Origin of the sequence: Acinetobacter sp. NIPH 817, from assembly GCF_000368405.1 — a bacterium.
Taxonomy (GTDB): domain Bacteria; phylum Pseudomonadota; class Gammaproteobacteria; order Pseudomonadales; family Moraxellaceae; genus Acinetobacter.
Genome location: NZ_KB849420.1, coordinates 955,163 through 980,421, shown reverse-complemented (window position 1 = coordinate 980,421; position 25,259 = coordinate 955,163). Strand labels below are relative to the sequence as shown.

Below are 25,259 nucleotides of genomic sequence, written 5' to 3'. Positions count from 1 at the left end.
TCAAATCACCATTAATATGTTTTTAACAATTCCATTAATTTCAGTCCAACCCTCTATATCTTTCATTTTTTCAGATATAGGCATTTTCTCTTCATAAACAGCTGATAATTTATCCCCAAAACCATTTTCAAAAATCTGAATTTTTGCTGAAGGAATATTATAAAAATAAGTTTTGATTAATTTTTGTTTACCTCCAACCCTTCCAATATCACCTTTAAGCCCAACTTTCATATTATAAAAATGACGAGTATCATTACAATGTAACTTACTAAACTCTTGAAATAATTTATTATACTTTTTCTTATTTTTTTTATTTTGATACACATATCCACTTAAGGATTTCATAGGTACATAACTTTCAATAAATCTACGCTGTAGAAGAGAATATTTTATATTCTTACTTATACAAATATTTTCAATTTCTTTTGAAGCTTTTTGAATAGAAGTAGAATCAAAAGGCAATCGATCTGAGTCAAAAAAAACATAACTAGTAGTTGAACAGAAATCTTCATTTTCTATCTTTTTCTTAAGTTCACCCGTTCCCCCTCCACTCCAATATACTAATTCACAACTAGCTTCTAAATCTTTTAATAAATATTGTTGTTCATTATCACTAAAAAAATTTAAAAAATTTTTATCATTTCTATTATTCTCCATACATATCAAAAAAGGTTGACTTATTATATTTATAGCTTCCTCAATAGTAATACTTGTATTATCTTTTACTAAATTAATTTTGAATAAATTGCTCTTTCTAGTTGTAAATAGCTTTACATCTTTCTTTATTTTTTCAAGAACTATATTTAAAACTGTTGAACTAAAATGTTTCTGAAAATTTTTAAGTTTTTCATCATCTTCAATTATTACAATTTGAAAGTTTTTACGCGCAGCTAATTTTAGAAAAAGATAAATATCTGAATATTTTTCTTCACATCCTAGTAGTTCTTTAGTTAATAAATATTTCATTATTGTTCTCTTGCTAATAATTCTAAAACATGTTTTTTTGCAAGGTTATTACTTGTCTGAAAAGCTGTAACTGGCCAATTTTCATCAAGTTGTCCTACATTATTAATAAAAACCTTCTCAACAACATTTCTTTCCTCAATTTTTTTTATCCAATTGATAGAGACCGCATCAGGTGTGATCGTACCTTTTATAACCTCTAGTTGTACTGCCTGAAGGAGAACTTCTGAATGTGTTTCTATCAAAATTTTTGTTGAAGCTACATTGTTTACAACTTCAGCAAAAATTTCTGCTAAATCTTTATGTAAGGCATCATGTAAATGTAATTCGGGGTTTTCAAATATTAAATAACTTTCATTATTAACTTCTCCCTCTAATACCTGTGCACAGATTATCAATATAGGGAGAATTTGTGATATTCCCATGCCGCTCTCTGCAATAGGAACTTTAATTGTTTCAAAATCTATAGGTGAGATATTTGTTGTAAAGACTTCATAATCACCTACAGCTGAAAAGCTTAAATCCAACTTCTGATTAAAAATCTTTTTAATCCATTTATCTACTTTTTTAAATACTTTTTGATCACTCTTTTTACTATTCGCTAGTACTTGAATAGTGTCACTGCCATTACTTTTTTTTGAAACTTTAGTTTGACTAAAAACTTCTATAGGTTGTGGTACATAACGTAAAGGAGATATCCAAAGAACTCCATTTCTAATTTTTTCAAGTTTCTCATTTAGTTTTTTACAAAGTTCACTGTTTGTAGGGAATGGAACCATATTTTTTAATATGTATTCCTCTTGACTAGATTTCTTACGATAAATAAATTTATCTAAATCAAGATCAAATATTTCCTCATTAGAATTTTGATCCGCTAAATGAATTTGTGTAATCAATACTTCATCTTTAATAATATTAAATTGATAATTTATGTTGATATCTTCATAAGAGAGTTCAAAACTGCTTCTTCTTGAAGTTCCATATATAAAATTTTTGTTTGCTTTGCCCAACATACCTATAGGATAGAATGTAGTATTATTATGTTTATAATTTTCCTTTAACGATGGTAAAAATCGAGAAATCGAACTTTTTCCCGAGTTGTTCTCGCCATACAACAATGTTATAGGCTTCAGATCAACTATTTGTCTATCTCCAAAACCCTTATATTTATCAAGACTAAAGCTTTTAAGCATAACAACCTTATATTTAATAAATTGTATAATTGATAAATTGTAAATGATTCATTGAAATCTGTAACCATACACCAGATATTTTTTTGATTTTTCTCTATCAAATTTAAAATGCTGAAAAATTTAAATTTATGATGTATTCTTATTATGAACAACTTTTTATACAACACCAAAAAACCGCTCCACCACCACATCCCTTTCATCCAAACTGTTTGAACTTAAAATCTGAAACATCAAACCATCAATTAAGTGTAAAACCATATTCGCATCAGGTTTTAGTGGGCAGTTTTCTAAACTAAAAACCAGATCAAAAAGTTCTCGAAGCAGCCATTTTCTATACTCAACTGCCATGTGGTAGGCCTGAGAATAAATCTGTTTAATTTCAAAAATAGCTTTAAGCAATAGATAGTACAGGCTATTAAAATTGACATGTAAAACAATAATCTCTTTGATTTTGTCGCTTGAGGTTCTGTAACGGCTTGAGTAGATAATGGCTAGCATCTCTTCTTTCAATCGGCTTTTTTGAAAAGATATGCACCTTTCAATGAGGCGTTCTTTTGAGTGAAAGTAGTTATAAAAAGTGGCTTTAGGAATTTTGGATTCTCTAGCAATTAAGTCCACGCCTGTATTGTGAAATCCATAGTTATTGAACAGTTCTATTGCAGTATGAATAACCTGTAATTTTTTGGAAGATATTTCTAAAGTTGGCATATTTTTACCGTTATAAATTTTTGTTGTATATAAATGAGATACTTTTTTGGGAGAAAAAGGCACAGCAAAGCCGTAAAGACTGTGCTTGGCACATCTCAAGTTTTATTGTTGCTAAGTTTTTAATCGAAATGATTTAAAGCCTGAAAAGCCTAACGGCGATCGAGCTGCTTTATAGTGATTTAAGTTGTGTCGTTATAGACCTTGGCAATGTCTGCCAATAAATAATGAATGTGCAAAGCCAACTCCTTTAAACTTGGAGTTCTGCCAAAACATTATAAATTATGGTGGCAGAACGGAAGCAGGTTGACGGACTGGTTTGAACTCCAGCACACCCGTAGGTGTCCCACTCCCGTCCTACCGCAACGGGAGGGAACGGGGTGTGCACACACAAAACTATTCCTCAGAAGAAATAATCCTGATGTGGTTCAAATAACGGTCCGTCAAAACCGACTGGCAATGTAGGCCAGCCCGCAAATGTTAATCTGCAATATTTAAGGTGTCAATGTAAAATTGGCTAGATAATATTTAATTAATTATTGTTTTTCATTAAATTACACATTTAAGGAACATCTTAAATATTATCTTAATAAAACTCTCCTGCTTTATAAGCATGTTAGCTATTAGGTTCAACTTGAGCCGTTTTACTACTCGAATAAATAAAATACAGTGCAATCGCTAAACAGATGAGTGCGCCTAAGCGATATGTTGAAAAAGGCAGAATTTCATTGCCAAACCAACCAAAATTATCAATCAACATACTCATTAAGAGTTGCCCAAAAATCACCGCAACCGTAGCAACAGCCGCCCCTATTCTTTGCACAGCTAAGACCATAATCACAATATAGGGAACGCCACACATTGCGCCAAGCAATTGCCATTTAGGTACGTCTAATAGGGTTAAAGTTTGTTTTGGCTCAAAGTAAAAAATAAGCAATGCCGTAATTAAAGCGCCTACCGAAAACGTCAAAAAAGCACTACGAAATACGCCTACTTTACTGCCAAGCTGACCATTAATTGCGGCTTGAACACTTAAAAGCGCACCACCGATGACAGCCAATAAAATCATGAATATTGTCATATTACCCTCTTATGCTTTTGCAACTAATGAAAGTGCAACCACAATAAAAACAAGCGCAAGCACACGTTTACGATCTACTTTTCTATGCGGAGTTCCGAGTAGTCCATAGTGATCAATAATAAGACTCTTAAAAACCTGACCCGCCAAAATCCCAATCATGGTCATGGCAATGCCAATAATCGGCGCAGTAATGGTGAGAATAATGACGTAGATGGGACCAATAACACCTCCCAATAACTGCCAAGATGGAAGGGTAAAAAATGAAGGGCTGTTACGTGGGCTAAAAAACAGCATTAATAAAAAAGTAAGGGCTGCCCCTACGCCAAAAATACTAAAAGTGGCCCATAACTCCCCGACTTCTGTACCTAATGGCCCTAAAAGCCCTGCCTCCACTGATAGCCCCATTCCACCCAAAATGGTGAGGAACAGTAATAGAATTTGCATAAAACATTGTCTCATTTTATTTAGACAACGAATGTTAGAGTAGTCAATTCAATAGAAAAACAGCATAATTCATGAAACACTTTTGCAGAAATTGCACAGATGAATTTAACCAATTCGATTGATATTCGTACCCTTCGCTTTTTTATCAGTGTATATAATGCTCAAAACTTCTCTATTGTGGCGAGAAAAGAAGATGTGTCGGCATCGATGATTTCTCGGACCATTCAACAGTTAGAAGATGCGTTGGGACAACAACTTTTCTATCGAAATACACGAGCCATCACTCCGACCGAATCGGGCAAATTATTTTTTGAATATGCCAAAAGAATTACAGAGCAATTTGATGAAGCTCAAAAGGCATTGCAAGATAAAACAATAGAACCCTCTGGACTGGTCCGAATTAATGCACCGGTATTTTTTGGTCAACGGCATATTGCGCCTTGGTTAGCGGGTTTATTAGAACGTTATCCAAGGCTTTTAATAGAACTCATTCAGACAGACGAATTTATAGATCCTCTTCGGGATAGTACCGATTTAATTTTTCGTATTGGAACTCTGACAGATTCATCATTTCATGCACGTATTTTCAGCACACAAAAATATCATTTGGCAGCCTCGCCTAGCTACATCGCTAAATATGACGCGCTTGATCATCCTAAAGAACTCCATAACCATAAATGCTTAGTCTATAAAGGATTTGAAGGTCCTAACCGTTGGTTAGTTAAAAAACCCAATGAAGAATGGGTACATTATCCAATTGTGCCCTTACTTGCTTCAAATAATGCTGAGAGCTTAATGACGGCTGCACTCAATGGGATGGGAATTGTTTTGTTCCCTGACTGGTTAATTGGTGAGGCTTTAAAGGATGGCAAATTAATAAAACTTTTACCGCAATATGAAGCATCTATTAAATCGCAACCACAGCATATTGCCGCAATTTATCCAAATGTGCGTCATCCGCCTTTAAATATTCGAGTAATTATTGATTATTTTGCTGAAGTCTATGGTGAAACACCTTATTGGCAGGATTAAATCTATATTGAAATACACCGTTCTTTAACTAAAACTTATCAATCGGCATTACGAGTGTCATAGCTTATTTAGTGGAATTGTGTTAGTATTTTTTTAGTAGTTACTATTGGGTTTATTAATTCGATATGAGTAAAAATAGCAATCTTGAAGTCTGCCCAATCGCTAGAAGTCTTTCTGTTTTAGGCGATGCGTGGAGTATGTTGATTTTACGTGATGCTCATGCGGGTTTTACACGTTTTGATCAGTTCCGTAAAAGTTTAGGTATTGCACCAACCATGCTAACTAAACGTTTGTCTGTTTTAGTAGAGGAAGGTTTACTCGAAAAAAGACAATATTCTGAACATCCGCCGCGTGAAGAGTACCTATTAACTGAAGCGGGTAAAGATTTTTTACCAGCTTTATTTGTGATTGGTGCATGGGGTAGAAAACATAAACCCTTTGAACAACCCGAAAAAATGGTGACTTTTCTGGATGCAGAACAAGGCACTGAAATTAAACCAATTGTGATTGATCAAATCACTGGTGCCGAAATTGGTACGCGCCCTATTCGCCAAAAAACTGGATAACTTAAATAGATAAAAGCACTCAATTGGAGTGCTTTTTATTGGGCTCATGTAAAGTAAACAGATTATTTTGCCCGTGCCCGTTGAGTTGCATACGTTCCCCAACCACTACGTAAAATCGATTTAAGAAATGCCCATAAACCACTTTCATGTGGTTTTGGTTCTTTACCTTTACCCATGCGTTTTAGTTGTTGGGTGTACCAAAGTACTTCCATAACACCCAGACTATCGACCTTCTTAATGCCTGTTTTGATTGGGTGCACAGACTGAAGACCATTTTTGCCAGCTAATAAAAGTTTGGGTACATCAGGTTCAATCGCCATAATTCTCGCAATCCCAATAACATCACACGCTTGAGACTGCAAAGCTTGATTCATACCTTCTACAGTCCGAAAACCACCTGTAACCATTAACGGTGTTTTTACAAGTTTTCTAACTTTTTCTGCGAAATCAATGAAGAAAGCTTCACGTGCAATGGTCGATGCTTTTTGTGGCGCTTTGGCTACGCCAGATTCATAGGTGCCGCCTGATATCTCTATCAGGTCAATCCCTGCATCGGCTAAAGCCTGAATGGTTTCTAACGAGTCTTGTTCGGTAAAGCCGCCTTTTTGAAAGTCTGCCGAGTTAAGCTTAATCGCAATCGGAAACTCTTGACCGACTTGTTTGCGGATTTCTGCATACACTTCCATTAAGAAACGACGGCGTTTTTCAGGTGTACCACCCCATTCATCATTTCTTAAATTATGTAAGGGCGACAAGAACTGATTAATCAGATAACCATGTGCAGCATGAATCTCAACACCACCAAATCCCGCTTTTTTACATATTGCTGCGCTACGACCAAAACGCTGAATAATGTCGATAATCTCTGCTTGTGTGGCTTCATCAGGCGTCGCAAATAAAGATTGCATTTCTGGCCCAAACGGCACTGCCGATGCAGAAATAGTACGGACATTTAATCCTTTGGGTGATTGTTTTCCCGGATGATTTAACTGTGCCCACAACTGAGAACCTTGCACGGTCACGGTTTTCGCCCATTTTTGTAAAATCGCAAAATCACGCTCATCTTCAACAACCACATTACCCGCCTCACCCAAGGCACGTCGGTCAATCATAATGTTGCCACTAATGATCATGCCAATGCCTGATGCGGCCCAGCGCTGATATAACCGCACATGTTTTTCAGTTGGATTATTTGAATAGGTGGCTAAGGTTTCGCTGGTTGAAGCCTTTGCTAAGCGATTTGGAACGATAACGCCATTCGGCAAAGTTAAGGGCTGATTCAAAAGATTGGTTTCTAATTGCGGTTGAGTCATGGTCTTATCTCACACAGTTAAAGATGATTTTGAATGAGGTTGAATAAAGTCCACTAAACTTTGAAACCACATCACATCTACAAAATTTCCGCTAATGACAAGGTCCTGTGTCTTAAGTGCAGTTAAAAAAGTATTCACACTGTCTTTAGCAGACAATACGGCGAATCCTTTACTCGCAGTCTTAAATGTAAAGATAAAACTTGGCGACTTGGTTAGCCCTGAGTACGAATTAATCTTGCCATTTTTAACTTCAAAATATCGCCCTTCACCACTTGCCGTCTGAATCTGAAAGGTGACATTTTTATCATTCACAAACGCTGCACATTTCGGATTCTTTTTTACCGCACGCTGCATGAGCTTGGTGAGCATCCACAGCAACAATTTAAATTTCATCATTTTTACCTTCTTGATTCATCAAATTGATTAGCTCTAACTCATGCATTTATTCATCTAAAAACTGGATTGCATGCTTTACAAAGCGTTCAGGGTATTGAAATTGAGCGCCATGTCCTGCGTCTGGATAGATAAATAGCTGCGCGTTTGGAATGTTAAGTGCCATGTGATAGGCGTTGATGGTCGGAATCATCACATCATCGACACCATTTAAAATGAAAGTAGGTTGTTTAATCTCACGTAAATGCGCAAATGGATCTTGTTCATCAAGTTTAGGTAAAAAATGCATATTGGCTTCTATCTGTGCCTGCATGACTTCAACTGAGCTTGGGGTATCTTGATCTTTGCGTTCATGTCGACGTTGCCAAAAGTCACGGCCCGCTTGAATAGCAGCTTCAGATCGGCCAAAAAATAAAAAGAGAAAGTCTTCTTCAGATGGCACAGCAGTTGTGGCATGTTTCAATACCAATGTCGCCACTTCGGCGTCGTCACCGCGTGGTTTACCACCTCGTGGTCCTGTACCTAAAAGCATAAGTCTTCTTACAAGTTCAGGATGACGGCGTACTAAATCTTGTGCCTGAAAGCCACCGAGTGAAAAGCCTAATAAATCAACTTGTTTTAGGCCCAATGCACGAATGACTGCGGCTGCATCATCTGCCATATCTTCAATACGGGTACGAGGTTGACCTGTAGATGAAGCAATGCCTCGACCATTAAACAAAATGACTTCACGCCCTTGTGCCAAACCATTGGTAATGATTGGGTCCCAATTGTCTAAACCGCCTCGAAAGTGCTGAAGAAAAAATAGCGGTGGCTGCCCTGTATTTGAGTTACCCCATCGACGATAGGCAAATTTTGCTCCATCTACTTCAATGAATTGGGTCTCGGCTGTTTGATGTGTAATTGTTGTCATCGTCATTGTCCTAAATTTAAGTTCTTATTTCGCTAAGAATGTAAGTGATTGTTTTACAAAATCTTCATTGAATTGAAAAATTCCACCATGACCAGCATCTGGGTAAATAACGAGAGCGCTATTCGGCAAACGTTTTGCCAAATCATAGGTGTTCACAGTTGGGACCATTCGGTCATGATCACCATTAGCAACTAACACAGGTTGTTGAATCACAGAAAGGTCGGAAGGTTTCTTACTTCCCCATTTTTTGAGTGCTTTAAGCTGGGCACGGTAGGCAGAAATGGTGATTTCTTTATCGCGATTTTCGGTACGTTCGTTAATACGTTGAATAAACTGTTTAGCGGCAGCTTTACCATTTTCTGTACGCGTAAAGAAAAGATAAACTTTAGGGTCTTGGCCGGTAGCCATTCCACGAACTAAATCCCAATTAGAAATTCGTCCAACCGTACTAATGCCTGTACCACCCGCAGGGCCAGTTCCCGACAAAATCATTTTTCGAACTAAATTTGGCTGCTTCAAAACAATCTCTTGTGAAATCATGCCGCCCATCGAGAAGCCAAATAAATCAACTTGCTTAAAGCCTTTTGCTTGAATGAATGCAATCGCATCGTCTGCCATTTGCTCAATCGACTGGGCTGGTTTACCTGTAGAAGCACCAACACCACGATTATCAAACACCACAACATGATGTTTAGCCGCAATTCCATCAATAATTCGTGGGTCCCAGTTATCTAGAACAGCCGCTAAATGATTTAAGAAAATGACAGGCGTTCCACCGTTTTGTTGACCATATTCTCGGTAAGCGAAGTTAATGTCACCTGCACGAATAAATTGAGTTGGTACATTCTTCCAATTTGTATCTTGCTCGGCGTTTTGCCCTGCTTGCAGGTTGCTAACGGCAATTGATGACACTTTATGTGCCTGAATTGACGGTTCATTAAAAGAAACCGATGGCACAACCTCTGCCTGAGTTAAGGGAGCGCTAAAAACAGATAACGCCGTCAAACTCATAGCCACTGTATTTAATAAAAACTTCATTTCTCTGATCCTCAAATTTAATTCATTGATCTGATTTATCTGTTTTTTATGAGTGATCTTTCAAAGGGAGAAAAGATAAAAAACAGAGTAAGTATCGATTTAATACTCACTATACACAGGCAAAAATATATTGTCACTATCTTTTTAGTAGTAACTATTTTATTTTTAGATTATGATGAAAAAATCAAGCCGAAATTGATTTGGTTCAGGCGACAAAATTTAAGTAAGGAACATGATATGACCAGCAAAGTAGTTCTCATTACAGGTGCGTCTTCGGGTATTGGGTTAGCAACCGCAGACCTTTTACATGAGGCAGGATTTATTGTTTATGGCACAAGCCGACAAGCAAAAAAATCATCAAACTATAAATTTCATCTGATTGAGTTAGATGTAAATCAAGATGACTCAGTCACTCAAGCCATTGAAAAAGTAATAGCAAGTGAAGGCCGAATTGATGTCTTAATTAACAATGCTGGGTTTGCAATTTCACCCGCTGGTGCTGAAGAAAGCTCAATGCAACAAGCACAGGCTATTTTTGATACTAACTTTTTCGGTGCCGTTCGAATGACTCGCGCAGTTATTCCGCACATGCGTCAGAAAAACTCAGGGCTTATTTTAAATATCAGTTCAATTCTTGGACTTGTACCTATGCCTTTTGGCGCTCTTTATTCTGCGTCTAAACATGCACTTGAAGGTTATTCTGAATCTTTAGACCACGAGCTAAGATCACAAGGAATTCGTGTGTCTCTAATTGAACCTGCTTATACCAATACATCTTTAGGAGTAAACTTACTTGAAGCAGACAATAAAGTTTCTTTTTACGATCAAACGCGTGAAAAGTTACACCGACAAATGATTAACGCTATGAATAAGTCAGATGACCCAAGTGTGGTTGCCCATACCATTTTAAATGTCATTGAGAGTCAACATGTTGTACCACGTTACACAGCAGGAAAAACTGCAAAAAGCTTAAAAGCATTACGACGCTTTGCTCCTGTAAAAATCTTTGACAAGTTAATTCAGCGAAGCATGAAGGTGTAGTACAGAACAAAAATTAAAACATTAAAAAATTTCAAAAAGAATAGAGGTTCCAAATGAAAGCAGCTTATATAACCCGCTACGGCAATATTAGTGATGTGCAGGTCGATGAACAGCCTAAACCATCTGTGTCAGAAAATGCGGTACTTGTTAAAGTTCATGCAGCCAGTATTAATCCTCTCGACATACGAGTTTTAGATGGTGATTTTAAGGCAATTCTGCCCGCCCCATTTCCTTTCATCTTAGGCAATGATTTTGCAGGTACAGTTGTAGAAGTAGGCTCGAAGATTTCTCAGTTTAAAGTCGGAGATGAAGTCTATGCCAAGACCGATTTAAACGGTGCTTTTGCTGAATATACGGTCGTTCAAGAGTCTTCACTGGCGCTTAAACCGCAAAATATTTCGATGGAACAAGCAGCAGCACTACCTTTAGTTTCCTTAACTTCATGGCAAGTGCTAGTTGAAATTGCAAAAGTTAAGGCTGGCCAAAAAGTACTTATTCATGCAGGTTCAGGTGGTGTAGGTTCAATTGCAATTCAACTTGCCAAGTCTCTTGGCGCTACGGTTGCAACCACAACTAGTGCCAAAAACAGTGGTTGGGTTAAAGAGCTAGGTGCCGACATCATCGTTGACTATAAAACAACGGACTTTGAGCAAGAACTTAAAGACTACGACGTGGTTTTAGATACGCAAGGTGGAAAAACTTTAGAAAAATCATTAAATGTTCTTAAACGCGGTGGACGTCTTATTAGTATTTCAGGCCCACCTGACCATGCTTTTGTAGAGGCAATTAATCCGAATTGGTTCCTAAAATGTGTTATCCCGATGTTAAGCTGGTCAATTCGACATAAAGCAAAGAAACACGGCATTACTTATACATTTTTATTTATGCAGCCGAATGGTCAACAGCTCTCAAAAATTACTGAATTGGTAGAAGCTGGAAAAATTAAACCTGTAGTTGACCAAACTTATGATTTTTTCCAAATAAAAGAAGCTCTTCAATATGTAAATGCTGGCAGATCAAAAGGGAAAGTCGTTTTACAATTTGACTCGTAATATTTTTTTTCATCTTATTATTAAGGTTTATACAAAATATGATTGCTCTCTCATTATTTTTATGTATGATTGAGTAATCACTCAATTAATGTATTTATATATGGCTCGTCCTCGTAGTGAAGATAAACGTAATGCAATTTTAAGCGCTGCTATAGAAACATTGGCAGAGCTTGGCGAACGTGCGTCTACCTCAAAAATTGCAAAAATCGCTGGTGTGGCAGAAGGTACTTTATTTACCTATTTTAGTAATAAAGAAGAACTGCTTAACCAGTTATATCTTTCATTAAAGGCCGAGTTACGACAAGTGATGATGCTTGGTTACCCTACTGATTCTGACTTACAAACACAAATGTCGCATATCTGGCAAAGCTATTTGGACTGGAGTTTAGAAGCTCCTCTTAAACGTAAAGTCATGGCACAGCTTTCCACATCAGAACAAATTACTGAAGAGAGCAAACAAATTGGCATGCAAACCTTTTGTGACCTCACCCAAAACATTCAAGAAAGAATTAACGATGGCAAATTAAGAGATTATCCACCGTTATTTATCGCTTCAATTTTAGGTGCGCTTGCCGAAGTTACACTCAATTTTATTGCCCAAGATCCTTCTCAAACCGAGCGTTATCGTAAATCTGGTTTTGAAGCGTTTTGGCATGCAGTTTCAATTTAGATAAAAGTTAAGGATGCGCGGCGTCCTTATTTTTAAAGCAATTAATGAGTGAGCAAATACTCATTTAAATAAATCAAAATAAGCACTTAGCCCAAGTTCTTATTTGCACATATAGGTTTGTTCCAATAAGGAAAAACAAAATGACTATTTTAAACACAACAGACTTGCCTTCTCCCTTAATGCCATCTCAGCAGCAAAATGGCAAATTTAGAAATACATGCCCGAACCAGCATCAGCCTTCTTTCGGAAAAACACTGGGGTTAATGTGGAAATTTTTATTTAACAAACCCAAAGACACGGTACCTAATAAAGAGATTCCTGTTTTAAGTTTGTCAAAAGAACAACTTTTAAGTGCGCCTGACCGCTCCCTATTTCGTCTTGGGCATTCAACCATCTTGTTAAAATTACGTAATGAGTTTTGGTTAACCGACCCTGTTTTTTCAGAGCGTGCCTCGCCTTTTCAGTGGATTGGCCCGAAACGTTTTCACCAGCCACCGATTAGCATTGTGGACTTACCGCCTATTAAAGGCGTGATTTTGTCGCATAACCACTACGACCACCTCGACCACCATGCAGTCATGCAACTTAACGATAAAGTTGAACATTTCTTAACACCGCTTGGTGTGGGTGATACGCTCATTAAATGGGGAATTCCAGCGGAAAAGGTTCAACAACTTGATTGGTGGGATACTACCCATGTGGATGGACTAAAATTGGTTGCTACCCCTGCTCATCATTTTTCAGGCCGCGGCATGGGCGATAGCAATGCGACGCTTTGGGCTTCATGGGTGATTATTGATAGTGACTTACGTGTATTTTTTAGCGGTGACACGGGATATTTTGATGGGTTTAAAGAGATTGGACATCGCTATGGCCCTTTCGATCTCACTATGTTAGAAACTGGCGCTTATGACCCTGAATGGCCAGATGTTCACATGCAACCAGAGCAAACTTTACAAGCACATATCGATTTAAAAGGTCGTCATTTGTTGCCTGTGCACAATGGGACTTTTGACTTGGCACTTCATGCTTGGGATGACCCGTTTGAACGTATAGTGGCTTTGGCTCAACAAAACGAGTTAGCGATTAGTACACCTCAAATGGGTGAACTCTTAAACTTAAACGAGCCAAATGTCGAAAATTATTGGTGGCGTTCGTAGCTTGATACGAATAAATCGAACACTGATTTGCAGTGTTCGATTTATATCATTTTATGAGTTATCTAGATTAAGCACTCTTTTCTAACTCTTCTATTATCGCTAAAGCCGTTTTTTTAGCAGAAAACGGGTTTTGTCCTGTAATTAAATTGCCGTCTTGAACTACGTGCGGTGCAAATGGAATAAAGGCCTTATCATAATGTGCACCATATTCTTTAGCCAACTCTTCAGCATTGTATGGGACCTTTTTCGCGACCCCTGCCAAAACCTCTTCACTCCAAGCAAAGCCCGTTAACTTTTTGTCTTTTATCAGTCGTTCGCCATTTGAAAGCCTTACATTGAGCAAGCCGCAATAACCGTGACAAACACTCGAAACAATGCCACCTTTTTCATAAATATTTTTGGTGATTTCTTGCAGTTCAGGATTATCTAAAAAATCCCACATAACACCGTGACCGCCTGTGTAATAGATCACATCATAATCTTGCCAATTAATATCAGAAGGCTTAAAAGTATTGGCCAATAAAGTCATAAAAGCTTGATCATCTTCCCTCGCTTTTACAGACTTATCAGAAACCAAAGCTCCTAATGATTTTGGTTCAATCGGAGTTTTTCCGCCATTGGGACTAACAATATCTTGTATATACCCTTGCTTTTCAAATTCGTCATAGGCATGGGTAAGCTCACCTAACCACAGCCCTGTTGGTTCATCGATATCTTTATAGCGTGAAACATTGGTCACGACATGTAATATACGTTTAGACATTTCATCACCTCATTGTTCATATTTATAATTCTTTCTTTCATCTATCAAAGCATAGAAAGCTGTTACTGAAAGTGTGCGCTTAGTAAAGTTATGAACCTTGCTTTTACATGACTATAAGTCTAAAGTTAACTTGAATGTCAATAGAGTATGTGGTTATGAATATTAGTGAGTTATCTAAACTAAGCGGTTTAAGTACCCCTACAATTCGTTACTACGAGCAAATCAAACTCTTGCCTAAAGCCAAAAGAAAATCAAATGGCTACCGCGAATATACCGACAACGATTTAAAGCAACTTTCTTTAATTCAGCAAGCCCAGCAAGTTGGATTTTCTTTAGCAGAAATTAAAGCTTTTCTCCCTTCAAAAGTGAGTAGTTGGAACCATGACGCACTCATCCAAACACTTGAATCAAAAATTCAAGAAATTGAACTTTTAGAACAAAAACTAAAAGTGAGTAAGCAAAATTTACGAACCATGGTTGAAGCGATTAATAACAAACCAGATGAAATTACTTGCGAAGAAAATGCAGAACGACTCATGAACCTCTATTACGACAAAGCAAAAACACCGTAATTTCTTAGAGGACTATTGACCTTAAAGTGCACTTTAAACATACGATGGATCTCAGGTGATAGATGAGGAGCCTGTGATGTTTAAAGTTTGGGATTTTCAGCGTTGGTTAACAATTATTTTTGCTATTTTTTTGACTGCCAATGTGGCACATGCCGCAGAGTCAGATAAGGCTCAAAACCTTAGCAAAGCAAATGGAAAAATTTTAGTCGTGATGACCAATCACTCAGCTTACCCTTTCCGTTCGGATAAAACAGGACTTTGGCTGACTGAACTCACTCATTTTTACGATGTCGCTTTGGCTGCTGGCTATGACATGGATTTTGTAAGTCCTTTAGGCGGTCATGTTCCTCTGGATGAACGTAGCTTAAAGTCTATTTATTTAGACAAATCGGTACAAGATCACTTAGCCGACCCAGCATTTATGCAAAGGTTAAAATCAACATTAGCTCCAAATATGATTAATCCTTCGCAGTACAAAGCCATTTACTATACTGGTGGACACGGCACCATGTGGGATTTCCCAACCAATAAAGCTCTACAAAACATTAGTGAACAGATCTATCGCCAAGGAGGGATCGTTTCAGCAGTATGTCACGGCGTGGGTGGTTTATTACCTTTGCAGGATGAAAATGGCAAACCTTTAATTGCAGATAGAACCGTTACGGGTTTCGCAAATATTGAAGAAACGCTGTCGGGTATTAAGTCTCAAGTTCCTTTTTCACTACAAAATGGGCTCATTGAACGTGGAGCAAAATATAAACAAGCATTTGTTCCATTTACCTCATATGTAGTTTCGGACGATAGAATTATTACGGGACAAAACCCACAGTCGAGTAAGGAAATTGCCGAGGCAGTTGTTAAGCGTTTAAGTAACATTCAATAAATCTAAAAAGACGAATTACAGAATAGGGCTGTAATTCGTCTTTTTTATATAAATACTATAAAAAATCAGCCAATCTTTTGATAGTGAAGGCCTATTGCACCTGAAGCAAACGTTTTATTTTCAATAAGTTTAAGATTAGTCTTTTCTTGAATACCTTGGAATAGTGGTAAGCCACTACTAATCAGCACAGGCGAAACCGTAATTTTGTATTCATCAATTAAACCAAGTTGCATCAGATAATGCGCAAAGCGAGGACTCCCCAGAATTACCATATCCTTGCCCTGCTTCTGTTTAAGTTTATTAATTTCTTCTTCGACATGGTCTTTCACCAGTCTAGAGTTATTCCATTCAACTTTATCTAGGGTTGTAGAAAAAACGATTTTCTCTGTTTTTTCAATCCACTCAGCATGATTTCGTTCGTGCTCCGAAGCTTCTGGGTTTGAAAGCATGGTTGGCCAGTAATTATGCATCATTTGGTAAGTTGCACGCCCCCAAATAACCGTATCAGCAGTACTCAAAACTTCTTTGGCATGATTTGCTAAATCGGCGTCGTAAGCAATCCAGCTTATGTCCATTGCCCCATTTGGACCTTCGACAAAACTATCTAGCGATGCATGTAGAAAAAGTATGAGTTTTCTCATTATTCTCATTCCTTTGTTATGAAAAAAATTTATCGCTTTTTAGTATATTCAATTTAAATTATTTCTTATGGAGTGTTTTGTTTTCTGTTTTTCTTTCACCCATATAAAGCTGTATTTACTTGAAATATTTAAAAATAACCCGAACAAGAGTGACTCCTTGTTCGGGACTATCTATAAACGTACTATTTTAATAAAGGCTTTTAATTAATGACCAGCGGACCAGAACCCGGCAACTCGGTCACTAGTTTATAACCCATCAGTTTTGCAGGTGTATATGTACCGCCTTTAACGGTATTTTTGAGTAAATAATTCACCACAGTCAGAGAGCCATTTACGGTAAGGCTATAAGCATTTTCTGTTTGGATACGGGCAGTTTTTATTTCCCCACGTGAGTTTCTCACTTCACCCCACACATAGGTAGGTACTTTCGCACGGAGTTCCTCATTTGGCCCAACGACCGTTTTTTCAATACGCGACTTAATAAACTTCTGTACGGCTTTTAGTTTTAATACTGGGCGTACATAGTTCATCATTTTCGCGCCCAAGATCATTTTGGGAAATGCAGGTACAAACACTTCAATGTTTGGAATACCTGTTGTATAGAACGCTGTAGATACGTCTCCCCACGGAACACTCATGGCACTTTTTTTACCGTCCCCAAAATCAATAGTTCGGACGTAGTGTGCCAATGGAACCGTAGTAATTTTTCCGTTTTTACGAATTTTTCCACCCTCTGCCATACCTTCTGTACTGGTTTTGGCAGTACCCGGTGAAAGTCCTGTTCTTGAGTCGAAACCAAGTGCTAAATGAGTCGCATCTGGCAGTGCTTCTTTCAAGGCAGCTGCCACACAGTCTGTCGGAATCACATCGAAACCAACACCCGGACAAAGCACGATATCGGCTTTTTCGGCTTGGCTGTTAAGTGACTGCGCTAATTCAAAAACTGCAATTTCACCAGTAATATCGAGATAGTGAGCACCTGCTTTTATACAAGCTTCCATCATGGGCTTCGAGGTCGCTGAAAATGGTCCTGCGCAGTGCATGACCAACTTAAAGCCTTGGATTTGCTCACTTACTGCATCTACGCTATCAAGTCCAAAAGCTTTATAGTTGAGCCCCAACTCTTGAGCGAGTGTTTCAACCTTGGCTTTGTTACGACCAGCCAAAGTTGGTTTTAGACCTTGGCGTACAGCTTCACGAGCGATTAACTCACCCGTGTAGCCATTTGCTCCATAGATTATCCAATTTGAATCGTTAGGATTTGTCATAACACTACTCTTTTATTAAGAAGCAAATGTATAGTCACGCATGCCTTTTTTGTATTGGCGGGTACGGCACGACATCGCTGATTGTTGCAAAATTAAAGCCCAAGCTGGTGAAACATTTGGTTTTGTTTTTTTAGCAACGCTTAAATTACGTAACTGGAATTTCACCACAGCCATATTCGCAAGTGAAGCTAGTGTTTTATTCTTCCAAGTAATTGGTTTTAGCTCTGGTGTGACATTGTGGCCTTGTTTCCAAGCATTTGGCAAATTAGGTTCAATTGCTAGTGCTGTAGCAATACCAACCATATCTACACCACTTTCAACTACCTGCTCTGCCACTTGTTTACGGCGGATTCCACCTGTCACCATAACAGGCATTTTGGCAACTTTGCTAATTTCTTGTGCAAACTCTAGAAAGTATGCTTCACGTGCAAGTGTTCGTCCATCACGTGCCTGGCCTTGCATTGCTGGCGCTTCATAACTACCGCCTGAAAGCTCAACCAAATCGACTGCATGCTCATTTAACATTTTAACGACTTGCTGGGCATCTTTTGCACTAAATCCGCCACGTTGGAAATCGGCTGAATTGAGTTTTACCGCCACAGTAAACTGAGGTGAAACTACTTTACGAACAGCTTCTACAATTTCAATTAATATACGAGCACGGTTTTCTAAAGAGCCACCCCAACGATCTTGGCGTTTATTGCTGAGTGGAGAAAGAAACTGACTTAATAAATAACCATGCGCCGCATGAATTTCTACTCCAGTAAATCCTGCTTTTTCACCTAAACGTGCCGTGTTTGCAAAACGCTGAATCACCTCTGTAATCATAGATTCAGTCATTTCGATTGGCGTATTAAAGCGATTTGACATTTTTCCTAAATCTAAAGCAACAGCAGAAGGTGCCCAAGTTTGTTGACCAAGGTTCGCTTGCATTTGACGACCCGGATGATTAATTTGAAGCCAAATCTGAGCTCCTTTTGAACGGCCAATTTGCGCCCATTTTTTAAAAGTATCTAGATGCTTTTCATCTTCAAGCACCACACCTCCCGGCCCAGTCATTGCTCGACGGTCTACCATCACATTTCCAGTAATAATTAGACCTACGCCACCATTTGCCCAAGCTTGATATAAACGCATTAACTCTTCTGACGGTGCATGGTTTAAATCAGCCATGTTTTCTTCCATTGCCGCTTTGGCAATACGGTTAGGAACATATGAGCCATTTGGGAATACTAATTTTTCGAACACTTTCATTGGAATGACCTCATTCAGTATGGCTTTACTTTAAGATTAAAGCTAACTTTAATGTCAATACCTTTTAGTATTTCTATATTTAATATTTTGACTTTATTAATTTTTTATATAAAAAAAGAGGCACTCTTTAGGCCTCTTTTTTGAAGTTTAAACGCTTTTAATTATTCACGAATAAAAGCCAACAAGTCCGCATTAATTACTTCATGGTTAACAGTTAACATGCCATGAGAAAAACCTGGATAGATTTTGAGTTGGCTATTTTGAAGTAACTCAGCAGATTTCACGCCAGAAGTTTTATAAGGCACGATCTGATCATCGTCACCATGCAACACCAAAACAGGAACCGTGATTTTCTTTAAATCTTCAGTAAAGTCAGTTTGTGAGAATGCCACAATACCGTCGTAATGTGCTTTTGCACTGCCTGTCATGCCTTGGCGCCACCAGTTAGAAATGATGCCTTCAGATGGCTTCGCATCAGGTCGATTAAAACCATAAAACGGACCTGATGGAAGGTCACGGAAAAATTGCGCACGGTTTGTGAGAACTTGATTTTGCAGGTCATCAAAAACTTCTTTTGGTAAACCTTCAGGATTATTTTCAGTTTTAACCATAAGCGGCGGTACTGCACTGACAAGTACAGCTTTCGCAACATTTTCTTCACCATGACGCGCAATGTAGTGAGCTACTTCACCACCACCCGTTGAGTGACCAATATGAATTGCATTTTTAATGTTCAGATGTTTAACCACTTCTGCGACATCATCTGCATAGTGGTCCATATCATGACCATCCCACACTTGACTTGAACGCCCATGCCCACGTCTGTCATGAGCAACTACACGAAAACCTTCTTTAAGGAAAAAAAGCAATTGTGTGTCCCAATCATCTGAACTTAAAGGCCAACCATGATGAAAAAATAAAACTTGGGCATCGCGTGGTCCCCAGTCCTTATAAAAAATTTCTACACCGTCTTTTGTTGTTACATATCCCATCTTTGTTCTCCTGCTGAAAACTGTTTATAGATTCGTTATAAAAGTTTGAATATTTATACTAAGCTTGAAGTTAACTTTAAGGTCAATCATCTTAAATCATATTTTAAGAATAAAATTTATATGAAGACTCTACTCAACTTTGTATCTTTTTAATCTTGAATTGTTTTTATTTTATTTCTTCTAAATGTCAAAGATTTGACATATCAAAATTAAAGCCTTGACCTTAAAGCTAGCTTTAATCTTATAGTGCCCACATTGGCTATTAATTAACATGCTGGATATGGACAACAGTAGCTACTCGGTCATTAAATATTAAAGGTGAACTCTCATGAATATAAAACAACAGTTTACTGAGGTTGAGTTTGGGCAACAAAAAGTCAAAGTACCCAAAGATGGTTATTACGACCGTTTTAGAATGAACCCTGATCTAAACGAAGTCGCTCAAGACCCTGCTGCGGGCAACATCGATTTTTTCCGCCATATTCCTAAAAAAATTGTAGAGTCACGTGTAGGTCCTGTCTGGGCACCTAACTTTTATTATCGTAGTGCAAATGTACAGCTTTTAATGCTTGCTCCAATTAAGCTCATTAAGGCAAAACTTCCTGCGGCTTTAACTCCATTACAACCATTTCCGGGTTATGGGTTGGTCGCTGTTACGTTCTTTACCTATTCAGTTTGTGATAACGACCCTTATAACGAAGTGTCGATTGCGATTGTTGTACGTCAACCTAATGCTCGTGGACCACATATTGCAGAGTTGATGAAATCGATGCGTCAACGTCATTTTTATGCGCATGTTTTAGCTTTACCTGTCGATACGGAAATTGCCAGAGTTCGTGGTGTATATGGTTACCAACTTCCAAAATGGCTGACTAAAATTGATGTCAACATTAGTTCAAAAGAAGTTCAAGCGAAAATTTTCGATGTTAATGGAAAATTAGATTTAAGCTTGAAAACCTTAGTACCGACTTTAAAACATGTCGCTTCTGAAACACATATCAACAAAGCCACTATGTTACATGTTGTTGATGGGAAATGGCATCAAACAGAAGTTCAGTCCAACATTCTTTCTTTCGCGCAAAAGCTTTTTCCAAAGAATGTTCAACTCGAGAAAAATGAAGGGCCTTTAACTACATTGCTAAATGAGCTAGGTGCCTCAAGAATTCTCCGCTTAGATGTTATTGAAGATGCTCAAGTCGTGCTTAATTTGCCTACTCCGCTATAGATTTATTTTTAGGATATGAAAAGAGACCAACTAGTGGTCTCTTTTTCATTTTTAGATCGCTGCTTTGGTCATCTCACCATTGACCAGTCTTAAAATCTGCAATGGGTTGCTGTCTTTTAAGGCTTCCGGCAACAAACTTTGCGGGTAGTTCTGGTAACAGACTGGGCGTAAATAACGGTCTATTGCCAAAGTTCCAACTGATGTACCTCTTGCATCTGAGGTTGCTGGGTATGGTCCGCCGTGCACCATGGCATCACACACCTCAACACCCGTTGGATAACCATTGATGAGTAAACGGCCTGCTTTTTCTTCTAGCACAGGAACCACATCTGCAAATTCAGTTAAGTCTGCTTCATCGGCAATCAAAGTTGCAGTGAGCTGACCATTCATGCTTTGTAGAGCTTGAATGAGTTGGGCTTTATCTTCAACCTCAATGATGACAGTCGCTGGCCCAAAGATTTCTTCTTGTAAAAGCTGATCACCTGCCAATAACAGCTCCACATCAGCTTTAAATAGTTGTGGCTGTGCCTGATTGCCTTGTTGGGTTTGACCTGCCAAATGCTTAATACCTTGATGCTGGGTTAAGTGCTCAAGACCTGCGGTATAACTTTTTAAGGTTCCGGCATTCAGCATAGTCTGTGCAGGTTTGCCACCCATAATTTCAGTTAGGTTGTTAATGAGCTGGCTAAACTCAGCTGATTTAATACCTAAAATTAAACCCGGATTGGTACAGAACTGACCACAGCCTAAAACAACTGAGTCGGCCAAGTCCTGTGCAATTTTTTCACCACGGTTTTTCAAGGCTTCCGGCAACATCAGCATCGGGTTAATACTGCTCATTTCAGCAAACACTGGAATTGGTTGTGGACGGGCTGCGGCCATGTCACATAAAGCTCGTCCACCGCGAAGAGAACCTGTAAAACCCACAGCCTGAATTAAAGGATGCTTAACCAGTGGTTCACCCACACCATTCCCATAGATCATGTTAAATACGCCTTTAGGCATATTTGATTTTTCTACGGCACGTTCGATTGCTTGAGCTACAAAGTCTGCTGTCGCCATGTGGCCACTATGCGCTTTCACCACTACAGAGCAGCCTGCGGCGAGTGCCGAAGCGGTGTCGCCACCCCCAGTTGAAAAAGCGAGTGGAAAGTTACTTGCCCCAAAGACTGCCACAGGGCCAACACCAATTTTAATCTGGCGTAGATCTGGGCGAGGTAAAGGCTGACGCTCAGGTAAAGCTGTATCAATACGGGCCCCTAAAAAATCACCACGACGCAACACTTTAGCGAACAGGCGCATTTGTCCACTGGTACGGCCACGTTCACCTTGTAAACGGGCAAGTGGCAAAGCGGTTTCTTGAGAAATAGTCTCTAGAAAATCGGTGCCCAAGGCATCGAGTTCATGGGCAATGTTTTCTAAAAAGGTGGCACGCTGTTCAGGTGAAGTATGACGGTAAGTTTTAAAGGCTTGGCTAGCTGCTTCACAGGCCTGATTAATTTCCTGTTCGGTTGCATGGTGAAACTCATAAGGCAAAGCCTCACCAGTTGTTGCATTCACACTTTTCAATAAAGTTGTACTTTGTGCACTACGTGAACCGCCAATAAAGTTGTGTCCAATGACCATTTTAAATTCCTTAAAGTGTTATAACTGAACCGATCGGTAGCTCTGCTTGTGTATGAGCAAGTTTGTTTTTAAGGGGAAGACCGAATTCTTTCATTTCAATTTCAAACTCATCGTTGACTTGTGCCTGAATACCATCGGCAAAAGATAAAGTGGCTGTACCGAAGTAATGAATATGAACATCCCCTGCTTTTAAGAATTGTTGATACTTAAAGTGGTGATATTCCAGATTTGCCAAGCTATGGCACATATTGTCCTCACCCGACAAAAACTCTTTTTCCCAAATAATTTGTCCATCACGGCGCAAGCGGCTGGTTCCCACTAAATGTTTCGGTAATTCGCCTGTTCGTAAAGCTGGACCAAAACTACAAAAACGTAATTTTGAATGGGCCAGATATAAATAATTACGACGCTCCATTACATGGTCAGAATATTCGTTACCCAGTGCAAACCCAATTCGGTAAGGCTTTAAGTCTTCTCCAATCACATATAGGCCTGCGATTTCAGGTTCTTCGCCACCGTCTTCAGCAAATGGAGGTAAAGGTAACTCCGCTCCCGGTCTCACCACAATTGAACCATCGCCTTTATAAAACCATTCTGGCTGTGCACCGACTTGACCTTCTGGTGGACGGCCCTTTTGTAGCCCCCATTGAAATATCCGCATGGTGTCGGTCACTGAGCTGTCATCGCTTAAATTTTGCTGATGCATTTTGTCGCGTGCTGATGCAGAACCTAAATGAGTTAAACCTGTACCGGAAACTAAACAGTGCGTTGGATCTGGATGATCTAAAGGCGGCAGTACCTTTAAATCTGCTAATAAAGATGAATAATCATAGGTCTCTGATTCAAACCCTAATGTCTCAACTTGTTGCTCTAATGAAACTTTATTGTGGATTGCCAAAAGTGCTAAATCACGAACCGATTGAATATTTTTAACCGGATATGCCATGTTACCTTCTACTTTGGCAACGGCACGTTGATTTGCACGATTTTCAAATTGAATAATTTGCATGTTTTATTCCTTACAAAGGCTTTTGAATATTCACTGTTTGAGTTTTTTGACGTTCGAGCTTGGCATAGACGATGTATGTCAAAATCAGACCAAAAAGCATGACGATAGATAAGAAATACAAGCCTGCAGCCATATTTCCTGTGTATTCTTTTAAAAGTCCGATGCCAAATGGCCCAACATAGCCACCTAAATTTCCAAAAGAATTGATTAAGGCAATGCCAGCCGCTGCACTTGCGCCTGTTAAGAAACGGCCCGGTAATGTCCAAAACACAGCAGTTGATGAAAATAGGCAGAACGCAACCACAGCCAAAGCAGCCAACTGCATGACTGGAGAATTGAGCCAAGCACTTAAAAACATTGCGCAAGCGCCCAGTGCGTAGAGAAAACTTAAATGTCCATAGCGATCATTTAGACGATCGGTACTACGTGGAATAATAAGAAGTCCAATAATTCCAAAAACGTAGGGAATGCTAGATAAGAAGCCAATTTGAAGATCAGTACCGCCTCCAAATTGTTTGATAATAGAAGGCAACCAGAGATTTAAACCGTAAATACTTAAAGTCACTGGTAGGTAATACAATGCTAATAAAAGTACGCGTTTGTCTTTTAAAGCATGCAGAGGATTGGCGTGTCGAGTTTGATCGTATTCGGCTTCATCTTTAACAAGTTCATTTTTAAGCCATTGTTTTTGTTCAATGCTTAACCATTTCACTTTATCAATGTTATCGGGTAACCACAGGAATGTTGGTAAAGCCAATAAAACCGCAGGTAAGCCGACTGCAATGAATAACCATTGCCAACCATATAAGTTTGCAATGCCATCCATTCCAAGTAATAGACCAGCTAAAGGCCCCGCAATCATCATGGCAATGGGTTGTGAAAGCACAAACATTCCCATAATTTTTCCGCGATGACGCACGGGATACCACTGAGTGATGAGGTATAAAACACCCGGGAAAAAACCTGCCTCCGCTACACCAAGTAAAAACCGTAAGAGATAAAAGCTTTTCGGCCCTTCAATGAGCGCCATGGCCATAGTGATTAAACCCCATGTCAATAAAATGCGGGTAAACCATTTACGGGCACCAAATTTGTCTAAAAGCAAATTACTTGGAACTTCAAAAAGAAAATAACCAATAAAAAATAAGCCTGCTCCTAGACCATAGGCTGCATCACCAATTCCGACATCGGCACCCATATGCAAATGAGCGAACCCAACAGCGGCACGATCAATGTATGCCACCAGATATAGTATGACTAATGCAGGTATCAGCTTAAACGTGACCGTCCGTATTACATCCTTTTCGAAATCCATGTTCGACTCCATTTCCTATTATTTACTTATAGAGCATCTTGCTCGTAAATTATCCTTTCAATTTAAAATATAGTAATACTATTTAAATTTCAAACCTTTTAAAAATAAAATTTATGGTGTATTTTTAATTTAATTAATTACAATAGT

At 38.6% G+C, this 25,259-nt stretch carries 26 protein-coding genes; 9 read left to right on the top strand and 17 right to left on the bottom strand.

Annotation, left to right across the window (positions count from 1 at the left end; translation table 11 throughout):
- The 5 genes from F968_RS08370 to F968_RS08350 all read right to left on the bottom strand — a co-directional run bounded on the left by F968_RS08370 (window position 1) and on the right by F968_RS08350 (window position 4,386).
- Entirely contained in the window at window positions 1-966 is a 966-nt protein-coding gene (locus F968_RS08370) for a hypothetical protein (protein ID WP_004792140.1), read from the bottom strand.
- On the bottom strand, window positions 966-2,156 hold the full coding sequence (locus tag F968_RS08365) for an AAA family ATPase (protein ID WP_004792138.1): 1,191 nt from the start codon (window positions 2,154-2,156) through the stop codon (window positions 966-968). Before F968_RS08365 ends, F968_RS08370 begins: the two co-directional genes overlap by 1 nt.
- Before the next feature lie 156 nt (window positions 2,157-2,312).
- Window positions 2,313-2,864: a TetR/AcrR family transcriptional regulator gene (locus F968_RS08360; RefSeq protein WP_004792137.1), complete on the bottom strand. Its 552-nt coding sequence runs from the start codon at window positions 2,862-2,864 to the stop codon at window positions 2,313-2,315.
- A 613-nt stretch (window positions 2,865-3,477) separates the two neighbouring features.
- Entirely contained in the window at window positions 3,478-3,942 is a 465-nt protein-coding gene (locus F968_RS08355) for a DMT family transporter (RefSeq protein WP_004792136.1), read from the bottom strand.
- Between the two features lie 9 nt (window positions 3,943-3,951).
- Window positions 3,952-4,386: a DMT family transporter gene (locus F968_RS08350; RefSeq protein ID WP_004792134.1), complete on the bottom strand. Its 435-nt coding sequence runs from the start codon at window positions 4,384-4,386 to the stop codon at window positions 3,952-3,954.
- 99 nt (window positions 4,387-4,485) lie between these two features.
- Between F968_RS08350 and F968_RS08345 the strand changes: the two genes are divergently transcribed.
- Window positions 4,486-5,418, top strand: a complete 933-nt coding sequence (locus F968_RS08345; RefSeq protein WP_004792132.1) for a LysR family transcriptional regulator — start codon at window positions 4,486-4,488, stop codon at window positions 5,416-5,418.
- Between the two features lie 125 nt (window positions 5,419-5,543).
- Window positions 5,544-5,984, top strand: coding sequence for a winged helix-turn-helix transcriptional regulator (locus F968_RS08340; protein WP_004792129.1), 441 nt, complete (start codon window positions 5,544-5,546; stop codon window positions 5,982-5,984).
- A gap of 62 nt (window positions 5,985-6,046) precedes the next feature.
- On the opposite strand, the gene F968_RS08335 is transcribed toward F968_RS08340, so the two are convergent.
- From F968_RS08335 to F968_RS08320, 4 genes are read right to left on the bottom strand one after another with little or no spacing between them, the layout of a single operon-like run.
- A complete protein-coding gene (locus F968_RS08335; protein ID WP_004792127.1) occupies window positions 6,047-7,297 on the bottom strand; it encodes an NADH:flavin oxidoreductase/NADH oxidase family protein in 1,251 nt (416 codons plus the stop codon).
- Window positions 7,298-7,306: 9 nt separating this feature from the next.
- Window positions 7,307-7,693 (bottom strand): hypothetical protein, encoded by a 387-nt coding sequence (locus F968_RS08330; protein ID WP_004792125.1) that lies wholly within the window; start codon window positions 7,691-7,693, stop codon window positions 7,307-7,309.
- A 46-nt stretch (window positions 7,694-7,739) separates the two neighbouring features.
- Window positions 7,740-8,603, bottom strand: a complete 864-nt coding sequence (locus F968_RS08325; protein WP_004792123.1) for an alpha/beta fold hydrolase — start codon at window positions 8,601-8,603, stop codon at window positions 7,740-7,742.
- A gap of 24 nt (window positions 8,604-8,627) precedes the next feature.
- Window positions 8,628-9,641, bottom strand: a complete 1,014-nt coding sequence (locus F968_RS08320; RefSeq protein WP_004792121.1) for an alpha/beta fold hydrolase — start codon at window positions 9,639-9,641, stop codon at window positions 8,628-8,630.
- Window positions 9,642-9,878: 237 nt separating this feature from the next.
- On the opposite strand from F968_RS08320, the gene F968_RS08315 reads away from it, so the two are divergent.
- From F968_RS08315 to F968_RS08300, 4 genes are all read left to right on the top strand, one after another.
- A complete protein-coding gene (locus tag F968_RS08315; protein WP_004792119.1) occupies window positions 9,879-10,682 on the top strand; it encodes an oxidoreductase in 804 nt (267 codons plus the stop codon).
- 53 nt (window positions 10,683-10,735) lie between these two features.
- Window positions 10,736-11,734 (top strand): NADP-dependent oxidoreductase, encoded by a 999-nt coding sequence (locus F968_RS08310; RefSeq protein ID WP_004792116.1) that lies wholly within the window; start codon window positions 10,736-10,738, stop codon window positions 11,732-11,734.
- A 100-nt stretch (window positions 11,735-11,834) separates the two neighbouring features.
- Window positions 11,835-12,404, top strand: a complete 570-nt coding sequence (locus tag F968_RS08305; protein ID WP_034596592.1) for a TetR/AcrR family transcriptional regulator — start codon at window positions 11,835-11,837, stop codon at window positions 12,402-12,404.
- Between the two features lie 140 nt (window positions 12,405-12,544).
- Entirely contained in the window at window positions 12,545-13,564 is a 1,020-nt protein-coding gene (locus F968_RS08300) for an MBL fold metallo-hydrolase (RefSeq protein WP_004792112.1), read from the top strand.
- A gap of 67 nt (window positions 13,565-13,631) precedes the next feature.
- Here F968_RS08300 and F968_RS08295 read toward each other — a convergent pair whose 3' ends face one another.
- Complete coding sequence (locus F968_RS08295; protein ID WP_004792111.1) at window positions 13,632-14,327, bottom strand: type 1 glutamine amidotransferase domain-containing protein; 696 nt, start codon at window positions 14,325-14,327, stop codon at window positions 13,632-13,634.
- 155 nt (window positions 14,328-14,482) lie between these two features.
- Between F968_RS08295 and F968_RS08290 the strand changes: the two genes are divergently transcribed.
- Complete coding sequence (locus F968_RS08290; RefSeq protein WP_004792109.1) at window positions 14,483-14,899, top strand: MerR family transcriptional regulator; 417 nt, start codon at window positions 14,483-14,485, stop codon at window positions 14,897-14,899.
- A gap of 76 nt (window positions 14,900-14,975) precedes the next feature.
- The gene (locus tag F968_RS08285; protein WP_004792107.1) at window positions 14,976-15,782 is read left to right on the top strand and encodes a type 1 glutamine amidotransferase domain-containing protein; all 807 of its coding nucleotides are present in this window, start codon (window positions 14,976-14,978) and stop codon (window positions 15,780-15,782) included.
- A 65-nt stretch (window positions 15,783-15,847) separates the two neighbouring features.
- Here F968_RS08285 and F968_RS08280 read toward each other — a convergent pair whose 3' ends face one another.
- The 4 genes from F968_RS08280 to F968_RS08265 all read right to left on the bottom strand — a co-directional run bounded on the left by F968_RS08280 (window position 15,848) and on the right by F968_RS08265 (window position 19,937).
- Window positions 15,848-16,423 (bottom strand): dihydrofolate reductase family protein, encoded by a 576-nt coding sequence (locus tag F968_RS08280; protein WP_004792105.1) that lies wholly within the window; start codon window positions 16,421-16,423, stop codon window positions 15,848-15,850.
- A gap of 200 nt (window positions 16,424-16,623) precedes the next feature.
- Window positions 16,624-17,691 (bottom strand): saccharopine dehydrogenase family protein, encoded by a 1,068-nt coding sequence (locus tag F968_RS08275; protein WP_004792103.1) that lies wholly within the window; start codon window positions 17,689-17,691, stop codon window positions 16,624-16,626.
- Window positions 17,692-17,706: 15 nt separating this feature from the next.
- The gene (locus tag F968_RS08270) at window positions 17,707-18,945 is read right to left on the bottom strand and encodes an NADH:flavin oxidoreductase/NADH oxidase family protein (protein WP_004792101.1); all 1,239 of its coding nucleotides are present in this window, start codon (window positions 18,943-18,945) and stop codon (window positions 17,707-17,709) included.
- 161 nt (window positions 18,946-19,106) lie between these two features.
- Window positions 19,107-19,937 (bottom strand): alpha/beta fold hydrolase, encoded by an 831-nt coding sequence (locus tag F968_RS08265; protein ID WP_004792098.1) that lies wholly within the window; start codon window positions 19,935-19,937, stop codon window positions 19,107-19,109.
- Between the two features lie 328 nt (window positions 19,938-20,265).
- Between F968_RS08265 and F968_RS08260 the strand changes: the two genes are divergently transcribed.
- Complete coding sequence (locus tag F968_RS08260) at window positions 20,266-21,162, top strand: hypothetical protein (protein ID WP_004792095.1); 897 nt, start codon at window positions 20,266-20,268, stop codon at window positions 21,160-21,162.
- Window positions 21,163-21,213: 51 nt separating this feature from the next.
- Here the strand turns inward: F968_RS08260 and F968_RS08255 are convergent, their stop codons facing one another.
- The 3 genes from F968_RS08255 to abaQ are packed head-to-tail and all read right to left on the bottom strand — an operon-like array spanning window position 21,214 to window position 25,112.
- Window positions 21,214-22,788, bottom strand: a complete 1,575-nt coding sequence (locus F968_RS08255; protein WP_004792093.1) for an aldehyde dehydrogenase (NADP(+)) — start codon at window positions 22,786-22,788, stop codon at window positions 21,214-21,216.
- 10 nt (window positions 22,789-22,798) lie between these two features.
- On the bottom strand, window positions 22,799-23,797 hold the full coding sequence (gene araD1, locus F968_RS08250; RefSeq protein WP_004792091.1) for an AraD1 family protein: 999 nt from the start codon (window positions 23,795-23,797) through the stop codon (window positions 22,799-22,801).
- Between the two features lie 10 nt (window positions 23,798-23,807).
- Entirely contained in the window at window positions 23,808-25,112 is a 1,305-nt protein-coding gene (gene abaQ, locus F968_RS08245; RefSeq protein WP_004792090.1) for a multidrug efflux MFS transporter AbaQ, read from the bottom strand.
- Between the last annotated feature and the right edge of the window lie 147 nt (window positions 25,113-25,259).

Bases quoted from the DNA above. Each gene is read 5' to 3' on its own strand.
- F968_RS08370 (WP_004792140.1), bottom strand. From the start codon at position 966: ATGAAATATTTATTAACTAAAGAACTACTAGGATGTGAAGAAAAATAT.
- F968_RS08365 (WP_004792138.1), bottom strand. From the start codon at position 2,156: ATGCTTAAAAGCTTTAGTCTTGATAAATATAAGGGTTTTGGAGATAGA.
- F968_RS08360 (WP_004792137.1), bottom strand. From the start codon at position 2,864: ATGCCAACTTTAGAAATATCTTCCAAAAAATTACAGGTTATTCATACT.
- F968_RS08355 (WP_004792136.1), bottom strand. From the start codon at position 3,942: ATGACAATATTCATGATTTTATTGGCTGTCATCGGTGGTGCGCTTTTA.
- F968_RS08350 (WP_004792134.1), bottom strand. From the start codon at position 4,386: ATGCAAATTCTATTACTGTTCCTCACCATTTTGGGTGGAATGGGGCTA.
- F968_RS08345 (WP_004792132.1), top strand. From the start codon at position 4,486: ATGAATTTAACCAATTCGATTGATATTCGTACCCTTCGCTTTTTTATC.
- F968_RS08340 (WP_004792129.1), top strand. From the start codon at position 5,544: ATGAGTAAAAATAGCAATCTTGAAGTCTGCCCAATCGCTAGAAGTCTT.
- F968_RS08335 (WP_004792127.1), bottom strand. From the start codon at position 7,297: ATGACTCAACCGCAATTAGAAACCAATCTTTTGAATCAGCCCTTAACT.
- F968_RS08330 (WP_004792125.1), bottom strand. From the start codon at position 7,693: ATGATGAAATTTAAATTGTTGCTGTGGATGCTCACCAAGCTCATGCAG.
- F968_RS08325 (WP_004792123.1), bottom strand. From the start codon at position 8,603: ATGACAACAATTACACATCAAACAGCCGAGACCCAATTCATTGAAGTA.
- F968_RS08320 (WP_004792121.1), bottom strand. From the start codon at position 9,641: ATGAAGTTTTTATTAAATACAGTGGCTATGAGTTTGACGGCGTTATCT.
- F968_RS08315 (WP_004792119.1), top strand. From the start codon at position 9,879: ATGACCAGCAAAGTAGTTCTCATTACAGGTGCGTCTTCGGGTATTGGG.
- F968_RS08310 (WP_004792116.1), top strand. From the start codon at position 10,736: ATGAAAGCAGCTTATATAACCCGCTACGGCAATATTAGTGATGTGCAG.
- F968_RS08305 (WP_034596592.1), top strand. From the start codon at position 11,835: ATGGCTCGTCCTCGTAGTGAAGATAAACGTAATGCAATTTTAAGCGCT.
- F968_RS08300 (WP_004792112.1), top strand. From the start codon at position 12,545: ATGACTATTTTAAACACAACAGACTTGCCTTCTCCCTTAATGCCATCT.
- F968_RS08295 (WP_004792111.1), bottom strand. From the start codon at position 14,327: ATGTCTAAACGTATATTACATGTCGTGACCAATGTTTCACGCTATAAA.
- F968_RS08290 (WP_004792109.1), top strand. From the start codon at position 14,483: ATGAATATTAGTGAGTTATCTAAACTAAGCGGTTTAAGTACCCCTACA.
- F968_RS08285 (WP_004792107.1), top strand. From the start codon at position 14,976: ATGTTTAAAGTTTGGGATTTTCAGCGTTGGTTAACAATTATTTTTGCT.
- F968_RS08280 (WP_004792105.1), bottom strand. From the start codon at position 16,423: ATGAGAAAACTCATACTTTTTCTACATGCATCGCTAGATAGTTTTGTC.
- F968_RS08275 (WP_004792103.1), bottom strand. From the start codon at position 17,691: ATGACAAATCCTAACGATTCAAATTGGATAATCTATGGAGCAAATGGC.
- F968_RS08270 (WP_004792101.1), bottom strand. From the start codon at position 18,945: ATGAAAGTGTTCGAAAAATTAGTATTCCCAAATGGCTCATATGTTCCT.
- F968_RS08265 (WP_004792098.1), bottom strand. From the start codon at position 19,937: ATGGGATATGTAACAACAAAAGACGGTGTAGAAATTTTTTATAAGGAC.
- F968_RS08260 (WP_004792095.1), top strand. From the start codon at position 20,266: ATGAATATAAAACAACAGTTTACTGAGGTTGAGTTTGGGCAACAAAAA.
- F968_RS08255 (WP_004792093.1), bottom strand. From the start codon at position 22,788: ATGGTCATTGGACACAACTTTATTGGCGGTTCACGTAGTGCACAAAGT.
- araD1 (WP_004792091.1), bottom strand. From the start codon at position 23,797: ATGCAAATTATTCAATTTGAAAATCGTGCAAATCAACGTGCCGTTGCC.
- abaQ (WP_004792090.1), bottom strand. From the start codon at position 25,112: ATGGATTTCGAAAAGGATGTAATACGGACGGTCACGTTTAAGCTGATA.